This is a genomic window from Acaryochloris sp. IP29b_bin.137 (assembly GCF_028285745.1).
Classification (GTDB): Bacteria; Cyanobacteriota; Cyanobacteriia; order Thermosynechococcales; family Thermosynechococcaceae; genus Acaryochloris.
Map to the genome: position 1 here is coordinate 1 of NZ_JANQOP010000144.1, position 14,632 is coordinate 14,632.

Sequence of the window (14,632 nt, forward strand, 5' to 3'; positions counted from 1 at the left end):
TGCCGCCGAAGGGCAAGTAGAAGTTCTCAAAGGACAGTTGACCGGGGGATAGACGACGATACATTGGGGTGCATGTGCAAGGGTTTTGAGTATTTTGAATGATTTCCCTTGCACTTCTCAAGGGCGCTCAACACTTGGATACACTGCAAATATTGGAACTTAGACTTTCGAAGCAAGCCCTAATTGGGTCGCAAGGTTGGTTATTCCATGACAACTTGTGTCGTGAACCTCAAGCCAGCGATCGCCAGCGCCAACCAGTTTTTGTAAACTATTCTGGTCGAAATACGCGATCAAGCGGCTGCTTCCGATATCGTCGGTATAAATCAAAATCGCTGTCTAGCGTTGCAATTGCCAAAATATCCATACGTTCAGAAATCGCCACGAGTGTCAGCTCGGCAAAATCACCCGGTAAGTCAGCATGCTGGGCATTCAGCTCAGCCATCCGGCAGACGTTTTGAGGCAGTAAGTCCACACATTCATAAATTTCCTTGGCGACATCCAGCAGGGATTATTAACACCATTGAACATGGGACATCCCTTTTGTTGCTGCAAGAGATCTAGCGATTTTAACGAGTCAGTTTGACAGGTTTATTCGCACCCACATGAATGTCATACTTCGGAAGCAAAGTATCTACAATAAAAGAGCGATGGGCAATCAGAGCTTCATGGAACAGTTTCCAATGACTTTCTAAAAACTTGGGGTGATACTGAAAGACTTCTTCACCAGTATCAAGTAAGGCTTCAGTTCCAATTGCATTATGTTTCCAAGAGCCTATTCCTTTATGGATATAGGAGAGATGGGCACTGCCAAAACTAAACCGACCGTTGCGAATCAAGTCTAACCATTGATGATGCCGAACCTCATCATCTTTATGGTTGAACGATTGGAGATGCTGAGCAATTTGAGCTTTATCTTCAGCAGGCAATCCAGCGACTGGCGCATCTGGATCGCCCAAACAGTAGCGTCTCAGCCATTGGCACATCTGGTCAGCTGCTTCCAGATAATCCTTAGGATTGTCTCGACTAATCTTTTCATTGAAGCCATTGGTATATCCCCATTTCAAAAAGGGCTTATCTGGATGTCCCAAAACGGCACCATGCCCTAAAGGAAATACCTCGCTGAGGAGATGTCCTGCGAAATTTTCAACCAGGTTTTTTTTAAAATAGGCTTTGACTTTTTTAGTAAACTTCAGATCGGGATGGCCCTGGGAGTCTACTAGCTTGGTGGCCTCATTCACCTGGTGGTTCACACCTGCAAACCCCTGGTGCGCCCAGGTATCGGCATAGACATGCATGGCAATCCCCAACCGATACAGCCCATGATGGGTGTTGCGGAGCTGAATGCATTCCCGCAGCATGTCCTGGGCCACATGACTGTTGGGACGACAGATTAATTTGTTGATAAATGTGCCATGGGTATTTTGCTGAGTCGGGAGCCCCTCATTGCCGGGCAAAAAATGAAACGGAATCCACACCTGACAATTGGCAAGGAGACGAAAATTCCGATAATCCAGCAATTTATGGGCGGAACTAATATGGTTAAAGACGGTGCCATTATCGAAGTGAATTAAGCCAGAATTGGTGGCATCGTCGACATATTGAGCGCAGTGGGCAATGACATCGGCTTCGGGATGCTCAAAACCTGCTAAACGAGCCACGATATAGGTGACACCGTTGTGAAAATCTATTTGCATTCGGGTGGGTCTCCCTCAGGGGGAAGGGTTGATATCAGACTACCTGATGATGGGGACTGCAGTCAGTTCGTTTACCGATTTGAGATAGTCCGACTCAACCTGATGCCCGTCCTTAAGGGGGCGGAAATAACGATGCGTGATTGGCTGCACAGTGGGTAAACACTCAAATCTCTTCGTTTTGGAATTGTTCTCTCCCGGGGATGATGCGCTCTTGGCTGGCCAGGCTCATAATCAAACCTTAAAGGGCTAAAAAACTCCGCTTAACCTACCTTACTCAATTTCATAGGGTTTATATCACGCTTAGGGGTTTTTCTACTGTCCGAACTCAGAACAACTAGATGGCTAGAAACTAGAATCTCCGATGCTGCTTTGGCTTGATTCTCTCGATTAGAAAGGGTTTGAGGAATAATCTTCCAAGGTCCCTGCGATAAACCCATCATCAGATATTGAGTCAGACATGATACGCTGGGGGGCACATCGGTTTTAGTGGGGAGCAGCCACTAAAGTAATGGGGAAAGCTTGGTGCAAGTCCAACACTGTCCCGCAGCTGTAAGCAGACCATCTCTGCAAGTCAGAATGCCCACCGATGTTAATCGTAAACACTTCTGCGAGGTACAGAGAGTGGCAAATCAGCTTGGATTATCTTGGCACCGGCCAGGGAAACGATTGGGCCGACGAAGTATCAGGGCCTGCTTGCTAGCCGGATTAGGGCTCATTACATCTCGTGCAGCCTATGCCCATCACCCCTTTGGCGGTCAAACACCAGCCAACAGTATTGAAGGCTTTCTTTCAGGCTTGGGGCACCCCGTGATTGGCATCGATCATTTAGCCTTTGTCATTGCCATTGGTTTAATGGCTGCCATTTTGCGACCAGGGCTTTGGGTGCCTGTCGCGTTTCTTACGACCGCTCTATTGGGCACGGGTATCCACCTGCAACGCTGGGACTTACTTGCTCCTGAATTTTTTATTTCCACCTCTATTCTTATTTTTGGTGGATTGCTAGCCTTTAGACAAAGTCCAAATCTCTGGCTCACCACCGGCTTAGCAGCGATTGCGGGCATTTTTCATGGATATGCCTATGGCGAAGCCATTGTGGGGGCTGAAATGACGCCACTCGTATCCTATTTGGTGGGTTTTTCAATGATTCAACTGGCGATCACAGCGCTAGCCTATGTTTGTGGAAGGGCGCTGAATGCTCGTTCTATAGATGGTTCCGTGCTGCCGACCCGATTTGCTGGGTTTGCGATCGCAGGTATGGGCCTCGCCTTTCTCAGTTCAGTCCTTCTGGGCTAATTCAGTCCTTATTCCCTTTAATATCATGCATAAAATTCCTGTTACGGTGGTCACCGGATTTTTAGGTGCGGGTAAAACCACTCTGATTCGTCATCTGCTGCAAAATAATCAAGGTCGTCGAATTGCCGTTATCGTCAATGAATTCGGCGAAGTTGGGATTGACGGTGATCTGCTGCGCACCTGCCAAGTTTGTGATGAAGATGAAGCGGTTGACAGCAATATCCTTGAACTCACTAACGGCTGCCTATGCTGCACGGTTCAGGAAGAATTTTTGCCCACCATGCAAACCCTTTTGCAGCGGCGCGATCAAATCGACTGTATTGTGATCGAAACATCGGGCTTAGCCCTACCCAAGCCGCTGATTCAAGCGTTTCGTTGGCCCGAAATTCGCACGGGGGCAACCGTGGATGGGGTGATTACCGTTGTGGATTGTGATGCGATCGCATCCGGTACCCTAGTGGGGGACTTAGCGGCCCTCGAATCTCAGCGCCAAGCCGACGATAGCCTCGATCACGAAACCCCGATTGAAGAACTGTTTGAAGATCAATTGGCCTGTGCAGACCTTGTTCTCTTGACTAAGGGCGATTGCGTTGAACCGAAAGATCAGACGCAGGTGCAAAATTGGTTGCGTCAACGACTTCCCAGGGGAGTAAAAGTCTTACCATGCCAGGCTGGACAGATAAGTTCTGATCTACTGCTCGGATTTAACGCGGCCGTTGAAGACCATCTGGAGACTCGCCCCAGCCACCACGATCAGGAAGTGGACCACGACCATGATGATGACATCAACGCTATCCAGGTGGTGGTCAATCAAGCGTTTGATCCTAAAGACCTTCTAGCAAAGTTACAACGATTGACCCAAACCTATGAGATTTTTAGAATCAAGGGTTTTGTCACAGTGCCGGATAAACCCATGCGGCTTGTCATTCATGGTGTGGGGCAACGCTTTGATTCATTTTATGATCGCCCCTGGCAGTCCCATGAAACATGTTTAACCCAATTGGTATTTATCGGCGCAAATCTGCAATCAGCAGAGATTGAGGCTGCTCTTCTTCAAGCCTCTCCAGTGCTTTCCCTTCAACAGTAGGACCGCTACTTCGTAAAACAGACCGTATTGCTTTCAGGACTCGTCACTCCCCCGGTTGTGGCCGTCACGGAATAGCAATGTTGTTCGCCACTGCTACCCGATAAAGCAATGGAGGTCGATGAATTGCCGCCACTGTAAACTTGCGATGCATAAGTAACCACCACTTGCTTTACTACAAAGGTAGTTTGGGCCGTTTGACCTAGCCATGTCCAAGACAGATCAACTGTATCGCCTGGTTGTCTGGTTCCATTGAGTACCGGGATGGGCTGGGTATTCCCCAATCGCGACGTTGCGGTGCTGCTCAGGCGATGAATTTCGACATCTGAAATATGGCTGCGCATGAGCAGGTCTACCTGCGTTCCCTTGACACAAGCCTGAAAACCAGCCGTTCCCACTCGTACCCCTGGAGAAGAACAAGCAGGGGATTCCTCCGATGTATTGGCGATAGCATCTACTAAAGTGTCACTCGAGATTGGGTCCCTACAAGGATTAATAGTGCCATCTAATTCTGGAATCCGACCGTAGCGAAAAATAGAGTTGGGGGGCAACCAATCCTGTCCACTCGCCCGCAAATCATACACAACTCGATCATAGTTCGCTGGCTGGGGAGGTGGAGATCCTGCATTGGGACCGCCAGTTGGACACACCGATGGAACTGGCGCATTAATCGGGATTTCCAAGTAGAGAACCAATGTTCCATAGGCCCCTAAATCAGATAAATTTAGACCCGCATCTGTGACGACATTCTCCAAGGTTGAGGAGTTGGACGCCACAACGGCATTGGTTTGATTAATGCGATGGGCCATCCTAATTTCATTACTGATAAAATCAAAGGCTCGGCTTAAGTCGTATCGTCGCGCAGCAATGGACTCCGTTCTTTTATTCGCTTGAGTCGCTGTAATCACACCAAAGCCAATTAAACTCGTCACTAAACTGGTAATCATTGCAGCAGTCAGTAACTCGACTAAGGTGACGCCCCTCTCATCACCAGAATGTCGATGAGAGGAAGAAGCTTTAAGCGCCAACCGCCAAAATCGGAAGCCTCGGTCAATCTTCATTGTTGGTCCCACTTCTCTGCAATACAACGTCCAGAAGTGGTGATGGCCAATGGCGTAATTTCTCCGGTGTAAGTCCCCACTCGGGTAAGCCCTAGAGTATTTGAAATGGCGATGCACCGCTTTGTCGTTTGATCATCATTAGGAAGATAAAAAACAATTTTGCCGCTTGGATCAGCAGGCGTATTCCCGTCACTTTCAATAAAAAAGACAGGGTTACCGAGAACCCCGTATTGGATAGGAATATCGTACGAAGAACTAGAAGAAGAGGATGGGGTGGGTGAAGACGAAGGAGTGGGCGATGATGAAGGGGTGGGTGAAGATGCGAATAAAAGCGCTTGAGTGCTCATTGTGTGGGTATTTTGTCTCTTGCAGTTTTCAGCTTGCACCACTGATGGAACTATTTTGCATGAAGAGATAATTTGCACAACCATACCCGCATTGTTTTGACGGATTAGATCTTCTCCATGAATAGAAGCAGCAATTAAGGAAATGTCTGAACCGTTACTAAACCCCGAAGGAATCTGTAGGTCAGATTGAACGTCAAGCGTTTTTTTAGCTTCAGATGTGACTGTTGTGTTGGTGGGGCCGGAAATTAAATTAGTGGCAACAGCAATTTCTGTTGCTAAGTTGCGATCGCCTGTTTTTAAGCAAGACCCAGTGACTTTCCCTTTGACAAAATTTAGGGTAACCATGCAAATTTTATTCCCTTTGATGGCCTCTCTCTGGGTTTCGCTCAAGGCGGTCCGAACTTCAGCCACAGTTTGCTTGAGCTTGGCCCGATTGACAATCCCCAAGACCCCTGGAGCGGAGATACTCGCGACAATCCCTAAAATCGCGACGATCACCATTTTCTCCACAAGCGTAAACCCGAATATCGGCCCCATTGCCAGGGAGCGTGATATTGAGCTATTGGGAAACATTGCAAACCTCAAGGATTGAAAACCATATCAGCGAAATTTCAGGGACATCTGAACACAGCATGGGGAATAACTTCCGTGTTAACCGTGGCAATCGGTTTATCCTCCCCTTGGGCAGTGACCCGATAGGTTATATTCAATAATCGAAAGGGGTCAGACGAATCAGCGTAACTCGCGGTTCGAGTGAGGGTATAGAATGTTCCACCTAATGCTCTTGGACCGATGGTTGTCAACGTTCCCCCTAAACCGACAACACTATCATTGAGAAAACCTGCAGCTAAGCCATTGCTACTGAGCGTCGCGAGGCATCGAGATGAGTAAGGTTGAGCGGCTATTTCATATTCTGCAGCTTGGTTAACCACTGTTTCTAAATCTTCTTGAATCCAGCTCACTGCCTCGTCATACTGCGTAGCAACGACTCGGAATGCTGCCGCCGTGACAATTGCCTGCATCGTCATTGAGACAAACACTGCAGCGACAATCATGGCCACCAATACTTCAATCAATGTAAATCCTGCCTTTGCAGGGGAGCGAGAGCCAGAACAGTGAGCTGATGGCTGAAGTTGAGATATCTTCAACCAAAACGATAACCATTGACACACCCGATCTGCGGCTCCAAACTGGCGCATGATTAGAACCTCCTGCTTGGCCCACATCCCCAAGTATCCACCTTCCTCCTTAGGGCTCGATATATCTCATCGTCAACGCCAGAAAACCCTTGCATATTCTCTAGTTGAGGGGATTGAGCCAGCACTTGGACCGTTTCTTTTGCTGAGATAACAAGGCTTGCCCCCAATTCTTGCCGAAGCCGGACAGGATCACCATCTCCCTGAACATTCATCAATGCCAACATGCCTAATACCTGTTGCAAAATAGGCCGCTCCTAAGCAGTAGAACTAAATCATTAAAGATATACTTCAAGATGGTCCCGTTTAGTAAGGATTCCTATGGAAATAGCTTTTCTTCCCGCATCTGTTTCAATTATTGATTGGGTTGACGAAAATTTCGACCGAAGGAATACGGATGTTAATTGCCGCAGAAACACCAGAAATAGGGCATCCTTGCATTTTCTTTGATCCAGACTTCAGTAGTTCTGACTAAATTCCCCCGCAGAATTTGTACCAAAGAGGTTTATAGCTCTGGATTCGATCGTAAAATTTCTGCTGCAAGGCAGACCTGATTACGCCCCATTTTCTTGGCTTGGTAAAGGGCTTGGTCTGCCCGTCGAAGAAGGTCTTCTTCCGTTGCCCCATCATCAGGGAAACTCGCTAACCCCAGACTAGCCGTTAGATGAATCCGATCATCGACAGAAATGCGAATCGGTTGAATCGCAATTTCTCGGCGAATCCGATGAGCAACTGTGGCACTGTCATTGATCGTTGCCTTTGGCAGGATAATGGCAAATTCCTCGCCCCCATATCGACTCACAATATCTCCTGGACGGACTTCATTTCTGAGTAAATGAGCAACCAGACAAAGGGCTTCATCCCCTACTTGATGACCATACTGATCATTCAACTGTTTGAAATGATCAATGTCCACCATAATTAGGGAAACAGGGAGACTATCCCGCTTAGAACGCTCAACTTCTACGGATAACCAACGGTTAAACTCTCGACGATTGTAAACTTCTGTCAGGCCATCTAACGTTGCTAATCGTTCTAAATCCTGTTGACTTTGCTCTAGGCTCTTGGCCATGGAATTAAAGGTTGTCGCCAAATGAGCAAATTCGTCTTGAGCCCTCAGTCGAATGCGATACTTAAAATTCCCTTCCCCTAAGTGTGTCACTCCTGTTTGTAATTGGTGAAGCGGAACGAGAATAGAGCGGGATAGGGCATACGCACAAATCACTGCAATCGTGAGAGCCATCAAGAATATAATGGCAACTAAGACCCTAACTCGCCCCCGAACAATTTCAGCTTGCCTTAAATTCTCAGCATTTTGAAAAGCGATTAACCGATAATTCAGCTCTTGAACATTTTGAAGAATGTTTTGGATTTTTTCTTGGAAATCTAATATCTGAGACGTTCTGTTTTTACTGTCTGCCTGCACCTTGGGTTGAAGAATTGTTAAACCTAAATCTTCTAGTTCTTTCCATTCTTCACGGATTCGATCGATCGATTCATCTCTTTCAGATAACTGGGAAGGGCGATCTAAGATAAACGTAAGGTTATGGTTAATATGGTCTGAAAGCTTTTTGAACGCAGCGACAGCATCTACCTCAGATGTTTCAGTTCCTGAAGCAACCACACCGGATATATCTAATAACAATCCTTCTGTGCGAGCTAGGGGAAACAGCTCTTCTAATCCAATATTCTCTTGCTTCTTAAAACTGTCGATCGCACTCTCAAACGAAATCAGTGCTCCTCCTGCAAGTAATAAGAAAGGGACCAACATCGTCCCGAGCCCAACACTTAAGCGCTGGCGCAGGGAAGTCGAGCAAGGAGGCCTAAGTTGCATAAATCGCAAACTATACGAAGCAGTAAAATGTATTGTTTTCTAAGTGAGAGAGCTTAAAAAAATCATGAGAATAGCCCAAGCCTACGGATAAGACATCGCTCCCCTTGAGTTAGTGAGACTCAGGTTCGACCCTGCTAGGTTGAATTATTCTCAGTCTATAGCAAATTTTGATATCTTGAATTTCGACTGTAGTGGCGATTAGTTAGGGTAAAGCGGTGGACATTGATATTCACAACATTGTGATCGTGGGTGGGACTCATGGCAATGAACGGATAGGATTCCATCTTGTCAAAAAGTTTCAGCAGTCTCCAGAATTATTGTTTCGCCCTCACCTGTCAACCGTCTGTATTATTGGCAATCCCCAAGCCTGTATGCAAAATCAACGGTATCTCGAAGCTGATTTGAATCGGTGTTTTCTAAAAGCAGATTTAGAGAATACCCAACTTATTGCCTATGAGGAGCAAATAGCCAAGGCACTTTACCAGACCTTCGGTCCCAAAGGAAATACAGCGCGTTTCCTCTTAGACTTGCACTCCACCACCGCCAATATGGGGTTGACGCTTATTTTGGTCAACGATCATCCTTTTAATCTTCAATTGGCGGCATACCTAACACACCACAATCCCTTGATCAAAGTCTATCGATGGACTCAAACAGACGAAGAAAATGCCTTTGTCAGCTCTATCTGTGAATTAGGGTTTGCCATAGAAGTGGGCCCCACTCCTCAGGGTATTCTGGTTGCTTCTTTGTTTGCTCAGACCGAACAGCTGATTCACCAAATTCTTGATTATTTGACGCTAATGAATCAGGGGAGCCCTCCTAAGATACCAAAACAACTCACGCTCTTCCAGCATCTTGAGACCCTTGACTATCCCAAATCTGCCCAAGGAGAGCTGGCTGGCATGATCCACCCTCAACGACAAGGTCAAGATTTTCAACCTCTCGATCCAGGTGATCCACTGTTTTTAACCTTTCAAGGTCAAACAATTGCCTATGAAGGGAACTCAAGAGTATGGCCCATTTTCATCAATGAAGCAGCGTATTATGAGAAGGGAATTGCAATGTGTTTAACTCAAAAACTAGACATCGCTATTCAGGCATCGTGAATCGTTCAGACTAATAGCATGTGTTTGGCAACGGCACGATATTCGGGGTTGTTTGCTTTCCCTCCTGTCGCCAGAACAATAGCACCTCTTCCCAGGGCTATCTCAGTAAATACCATGACTGCCATTGAGAACTTAAAAATTCACTTCTATGGGGTGCAAGGCAGTGGCTCGATTTATCCTTCTTTAAAGGAGCGAAGGGCCTGCCAGTCTATCAATGAGTATGAATTACTGAAGCAGGTGTTTACGGATCTCCAGGGGCGGGCAGGGCCAGATGGTCGGCTGAACGCCACCATCGAAGAACTGATTGGCGGACCACTCACCCGAACAACCCTAGAAGCGTATCGACATCGACTGGATATTCCCACAACGCGCATCTATGGAGGGTGGACAACCTGCATTCGTATCGAAACTGCTGATGGATATGACATTGTGCTCGATTGCGGCAGTGGGTTCCGAGTTTGTGCCAAAGATATTGTCCAAAAGTGGAATCGATTGGAGGCAGATCAAACATCAGATCGCGATCATCGTCATCTCCACATTTTTGGTAGCCATTCTCACTACGATCATACTGAAGGATTTGACCAAGCAGCCGTTTGCTTTGACCCCCGAAACCATATTCATGTGTATGCCAACCGCCAGTATCTTCAGGCTTTGGATCAGATTTTAGGTATTTTTTCACACCAGATCGATTTTCGTTTGAAAGGCGTACAAACGCCTCTCAGCTACGAGTTGATGCCAGCCCAATTCCATTCCTGCGAAATCAGAGATTTTCAGACCGATCCCCCCACCCGAGAGCGAGATGAATTAGCCAATCGGTATCAGGATCTGAATCAAGGCATCCCTATTGGCGAAACGACTTTATATCCCTTTGAAGTCTTTCATCCCAGCCCCTGCCTCGGGTATCGAATTGAGCGAGGGGGAAAAGTCTTTGTCTTCTGCACAGACCATGAGTTGCGTCGTGGGGCGGAGTCCGATCATCCCCTTCAAATTGCTAGCCTTGAAGCTGAAGAAAGATTGTGTCAACAGAGTATGGATGCCGATATTCTCTATCGAGATGGACAATTCTTACAGATTGAGTATGACGGAGACTTGGGTATTGGTTCTCCCCATGGGGTTTCCCGTTTAGACTGGGGACATAGCTGTATCGAAGATGTGCTAGATATGGCTGCTCGCTGCAATGTGAAGCACACTTATATCGGACATCATGATCCCAATCGAGATTGGTCAGAACGAAATTGGCTAGATGAAACTTTACAGCGAAAAAGTGAGCAAACCGGTCTAAGATTCGAACTGGCAAGAGCAGAAACAGTGATTGATCTGTAAGCATTCAATGCAAAATGGATGCCAGAGTCATATGGCCCTGGCTAGGGCTAAGAAGGCCTCTGCCACTTGCTCATCCGTTTTCGCACTACTTACGAATATTTGCTGTTCTGTCCCCAGGCTACGAGCAACATCCTCAATGGTAATTTCCCAATTCAAATCGCACTTATTAATGATGGGAATATAGGGGAGTTTTCCCATATCTTGTTCAACTCTATTGATGAGCTGCAGGGCACATTCAAGGGAGGCCTTACGGGTGCCATCAATAACAATTAAATAGCCAGAAGCGCCATGTAAATAGTGTGAAGGCACGAGAAACTGATCTTCTGCGCCTGCAATATCCCACAGTAAAAGGGTGGTTTGTGCTCCATCAATTTCTACCACTTTTTTATCGACCTTGACACCAAGGGTAGTGTGGTATCGTTCATCGTAGATACTGTTCACAAAGCGTTGGACAAGACTTGTCTTCCCAACTCCCCACATTCCCAACATGACGACTTTATGCTTATTCATGGGATTAATACTGCCGTCTATAGGTTATGGTGCGAATATGCATTCTATGGAATTCCACTTCATAGACTATCAAATCTAAAGAAGAAATATCAACCAGATTTGGACTAATGCAAATGCCAGTATTTAATACTTGGAATACGTGATATCTGTCCTGTTCAAACTTTAGTCATACATACAAGCTTCCATAAATTAAATAGATTGAAAGGTATCAAGCTCTATTTGATTCGTTTGGAGATATATTTACAATAATTGAGGCTGTTTACTCAGATCAGCTTGGGATATGCTTATCCTACTATAATAGAAAAAACTTGCTTGTTTGAATCAGTTCTACCTTCTTAAAGTCATTGGTGGTAAGACTCTAGAGAGTTAGGGTAAGTCAACAAATAGATATTTTTTCGGAAAACTATTTTACTGGGATTTACAAATAAAGCTAAAACAAGTTAGATAACTAATAAGGGGGAAATAGGTTCGAAGCTCTGTCTCCAATGAACCTAAACGCACTTAGTTATGAACAAGGTTGCGATCGAAACATTACTTGCCGACTTCGTTTCTACCTCTTCAGAGATTCAAGGCGCAGTTATGGTTTCTCCCCAAGGGCAACCTTTGACCCATCCTATCGGCATTTCTGAGACCTCAACACATATCATGGCTGGGTCGATGCTTCATCTTGCGGGCTGTGTATCAGAGCAATGCCATTGGCGTGCGGTCGATTGGGTGACGGTGCAAGCCCTTGAAGGATACTTAATTTTGACTCAATGTATTCAAGATATTTTTCTCCTGATCCGCTCTCAGGATGTTCCTTCAGGGTATTTGCTTCGGTATATTCAGCATTATTTGGACAAATTGCGAACTTCACTGCGTGTCCCTAATTATGATGCAACCGTTGTTCAAATGAGTCATCGTCCCACTGAATTAATCAACCGAGTGGCATCTGCCAATGGCACTCACCCCCAGGCAACCAGCAACGGTTTGCTGATGAAGCGTGCTCCCTTATCTGAGCCGTTCGGAACTCATATGGGACGAAATGGAACCAATTCTAAACGCTCAACTCCTGTATCTCCTGTCAGTTCTCTCCCCCCTATTCCATTACATCTAGATGAATTCGAAATTGCCTATTGTCAGAAAGAGTTGGCTGAAATCATCGGACCGATCGCATCTCTGATTTGCAATCGCATCCTGGCTCAAAATCCTCACCTAAGACTGATGGATTTTGTCAAAGCCTTGTCGCAACAAATACCAGATCCACAAAAAGCACTGGACTTTCAACGCCGGGTGTTATCCGAGTAAACGAACTGGCTTTAACTCAATCAGCTCAGATCCATTTCCCTAACGGCCTGATCTTTATCACAGCCAATCGTTCGGTAAAGGGGCTAACGTGGCATCAGTGTGCATAATATCAGGAAATTGACGGATGAATCATGTTGGAAAAGCCCTCATGATTGGAGGTTTAGGGATTGCCTCGTTGTTGAATTTAAGCCCTTCTGTAGCGAAAACTGCATTACCCTATCCAGGTACACTGCCGTTTGCAGTAAGCAAATATGTCAAAACAGATGGCCGCTGCGCTCACCTACCCAAAGCACCTTGTACGCAGATAACGGTTGCCTATCCCCAATTTCATCCATCCAGCACGCCAACTTCAACTGCAATTGATGCGATTAATAACCATATTCAGCAGCTCTTGCTGCAAAAGGCTGCGAATGACCGGCCTCCTCAAGATATAGAGTCAGCAATGTCCCAGTTTATCCGGGACTACCACGCTGCAGTAAAGGAATTTCCTCGTCAAGGTGTCTGGGCTGATGAGAAGCAAGTCGAAGTCAAGACGAATCAGCCTCACCTCCTCAGTCTTCAGTTTTCCCATTATTTTTACACTGGAGGGGCCCATCCCAATTCCAGTCGCACCTATTGGAACTTTAATCCCAAGACCGGAACATTAATTCAACTCTCAGATGTCTTAGTGAAAGGATATGCTCCCAAACTGAATGCCATTGCAGAGCAACACTTTCGAGCAGTGAAGGCGTTATCACCTTCAACCAGTTTGAACAAAGCTGGATTTTGGTTCGAAAACGACAAATTTCAGGTCAATGATAATTTTCTAATTGCCCCTGAAGGTCTCATCTTCTTTTTTAATACTTACGAAATTGGTCCCTACGTGGTTGGACCCACAGAGATTAAAATTCCCTACACAGAACTGGAAGAACTCATTAAAGATCAGACTTTTTTGCCGACGCCCTGACAAGCCTTGATGTTTCACTGTGCACTCCATGGGTCACGTTGATGGGAGTGATGGGTTGCTTATGGCTCCTCGGCCTAAGGGTGCGCTAGATCAACCATCGCTGGAAGCAACCTAATTCAGCGTTGAGAAATTCACCGATTGTAAGCGACCCACCAGACGTTCCAAAAAGTACGAGTGAGTACGAGTGTGACACTCAAATCTGGTTCAGACTAGAGGGTTTCCCCCGGTTCAACGATCCGTTGGAAGAGGTATCCTGTTCCCCTTGCCGTTAAGATGAGCTCTGGATTACTGGGATCCTCCTCTAATTTGGCTCGTAATCGGGAAATATGCACATCCACCACGCGGGTATCTACATGGCGTTCAGGGGTATAGCCCCAAACTTCTTGAAGGATATCGGAGCGGGAAAAGGCTTCGCCAGAACGACTCACCAGCAACTCTAGTAAACTGAATTCCATACCCGTTAGCCGGATCCGTTCATCCCCTTTATATACTTGACGTTTGTTGGTGTCGATACGGAGGGTATGGACACTGATGACTCCAGAACTGGGAATGCCGGAGTTCCCATTTTTGGTGACGCGACGAAGGACAGAGCGGATGCGAGCCTCTAACTCCTTCGGTGAAAAAGGTTTAACAACGTAATCGTCTGCCCCTAATTCCAAACCTGTAATCCGGTCGGCAACATCTCCTAGTGCCGTAAGCATAATGATGGGAACATCGGACTCTTTGCGTAATTCTTGACAGACCCCATAGCCGTCTAGCTTCGGCATCATCACATCTAAAACAACCAAATCGGGGATAGCATGATGGAATGTATCGATTGCTTCTTCTCCATCTGCCGCAGTAACGACGTCATAGCCAATCATGGAGAGGCGCGTTTCTAGGATGCGACGGATACTCGCTTCATCGTCGACCACCAGAATCTTTTCTTTATGATTTTCCAATTTCCGTAAT

The 14,632-nt window shown here is 46.3% G+C and carries 14 protein-coding genes, 1 pseudogene and 1 riboswitch; of the genes and pseudogenes, 6 read left to right on the forward strand and 9 right to left on the reverse strand.

All coding sequences use genetic code 11. The features are described from left to right. Positions 1 to 268 precede the first annotated feature (268 nt). Positions 269 to 505, reverse strand: a pseudogene (locus Q0991_RS11110) (VapC toxin family PIN domain ribonuclease); the annotation flags it as partial. Between the two features lie 61 nt (positions 506 to 566). Further along, entirely contained in the window at positions 567 to 1,694 is a 1,128-nt protein-coding gene (locus tag Q0991_RS11115; RefSeq protein ID WP_299488388.1) for a DUF6765 family protein, read from the reverse strand. A 461-nt stretch (positions 1,695 to 2,155) separates the two neighbouring features. Further along, positions 2,156 to 2,297: riboswitch (cobalamin riboswitch) on the forward strand. An 18-nt stretch (positions 2,298 to 2,315) separates the two neighbouring features. On the opposite strand from Q0991_RS11115, the gene Q0991_RS11120 reads away from it, so the two are divergent. Together Q0991_RS11120 and cobW are read left to right on the forward strand one after the other, a co-directional pair. Continuing rightward, complete coding sequence (locus tag Q0991_RS11120; RefSeq protein ID WP_299488391.1) at positions 2,316 to 2,987, forward strand: HupE/UreJ family protein; 672 nt, start codon at positions 2,316 to 2,318, stop codon at positions 2,985 to 2,987. 25 nt (positions 2,988 to 3,012) lie between these two features. Beyond that, on the forward strand, positions 3,013 to 4,074 hold the full coding sequence (gene cobW / locus Q0991_RS11125) for a cobalamin biosynthesis protein CobW (RefSeq protein ID WP_299488394.1): 1,062 nt from the start codon (positions 3,013 to 3,015) through the stop codon (positions 4,072 to 4,074). A 5-nt stretch (positions 4,075 to 4,079) separates the two neighbouring features. Here cobW and Q0991_RS11130 read toward each other — a convergent pair whose 3' ends face one another. The 5 genes from Q0991_RS11130 to Q0991_RS11150 all read right to left on the reverse strand — a co-directional run bounded on the left by Q0991_RS11130 (position 4,080) and on the right by Q0991_RS11150 (position 8,509). Then, the gene (locus Q0991_RS11130; protein WP_299488396.1) at positions 4,080 to 5,132 is read right to left on the reverse strand and encodes a prepilin-type cleavage/methylation domain-containing protein; all 1,053 of its coding nucleotides are present in this window, start codon (positions 5,130 to 5,132) and stop codon (positions 4,080 to 4,082) included. Then, entirely contained in the window at positions 5,129 to 6,052 is a 924-nt protein-coding gene (locus Q0991_RS11135; RefSeq protein ID WP_299488399.1) for a prepilin-type N-terminal cleavage/methylation domain-containing protein, read from the reverse strand. Before Q0991_RS11135 ends, Q0991_RS11130 begins: the two co-directional genes overlap by 4 nt. A 38-nt stretch (positions 6,053 to 6,090) precedes the next feature. Continuing rightward, complete coding sequence (locus Q0991_RS11140; RefSeq protein ID WP_299488402.1) at positions 6,091 to 6,678, reverse strand: prepilin-type N-terminal cleavage/methylation domain-containing protein; 588 nt, start codon at positions 6,676 to 6,678, stop codon at positions 6,091 to 6,093. Between the two features lie 2 nt (positions 6,679 to 6,680). Then, positions 6,681 to 6,920 (reverse strand): hypothetical protein, encoded by a 240-nt coding sequence (locus tag Q0991_RS11145; protein ID WP_299488405.1) that lies wholly within the window; start codon positions 6,918 to 6,920, stop codon positions 6,681 to 6,683. Between the two features lie 260 nt (positions 6,921 to 7,180). Beyond that, a complete protein-coding gene (locus Q0991_RS11150; RefSeq protein ID WP_299488407.1) occupies positions 7,181 to 8,509 on the reverse strand; it encodes a diguanylate cyclase in 1,329 nt (442 codons plus the stop codon). Positions 8,510 to 8,724: 215 nt separating this feature from the next. On the opposite strand from Q0991_RS11150, the gene Q0991_RS11155 reads away from it, so the two are divergent. Beyond that, on the forward strand, positions 8,725 to 9,615 hold the full coding sequence (locus Q0991_RS11155) for an aspartoacylase (RefSeq protein WP_299488410.1): 891 nt from the start codon (positions 8,725 to 8,727) through the stop codon (positions 9,613 to 9,615). Between the two features lie 114 nt (positions 9,616 to 9,729). Next, a complete protein-coding gene (locus tag Q0991_RS11160) occupies positions 9,730 to 10,938 on the forward strand; it encodes an MBL fold metallo-hydrolase (RefSeq protein ID WP_299488412.1) in 1,209 nt (402 codons plus the stop codon). A gap of 27 nt (positions 10,939 to 10,965) precedes the next feature. Here Q0991_RS11160 and Q0991_RS11165 read toward each other — a convergent pair whose 3' ends face one another. Further along, positions 10,966 to 11,448, reverse strand: coding sequence for a Rab family GTPase (locus Q0991_RS11165; protein WP_299488414.1), 483 nt, complete (start codon positions 11,446 to 11,448; stop codon positions 10,966 to 10,968). A 507-nt stretch (positions 11,449 to 11,955) separates the two neighbouring features. On the opposite strand from Q0991_RS11165, the gene Q0991_RS11170 reads away from it, so the two are divergent. Continuing rightward, the gene (locus tag Q0991_RS11170; protein WP_299488417.1) at positions 11,956 to 12,735 is read left to right on the forward strand and encodes a hypothetical protein; all 780 of its coding nucleotides are present in this window, start codon (positions 11,956 to 11,958) and stop codon (positions 12,733 to 12,735) included. A gap of 124 nt (positions 12,736 to 12,859) precedes the next feature. Then, positions 12,860 to 13,681: a DUF3298 and DUF4163 domain-containing protein gene (locus Q0991_RS11175; RefSeq protein WP_299488420.1), complete on the forward strand. Its 822-nt coding sequence runs from the start codon at positions 12,860 to 12,862 to the stop codon at positions 13,679 to 13,681. Positions 13,682 to 13,890: 209 nt separating this feature from the next. On the opposite strand, the gene rpaB is transcribed toward Q0991_RS11175, so the two are convergent. Next, on the reverse strand, positions 13,891 to 14,622 hold the full coding sequence (rpaB, locus tag Q0991_RS11180) for a response regulator transcription factor RpaB (RefSeq protein ID WP_299488423.1): 732 nt from the start codon (positions 14,620 to 14,622) through the stop codon (positions 13,891 to 13,893). Between the last annotated feature and the right edge of the window lie 10 nt (positions 14,623 to 14,632).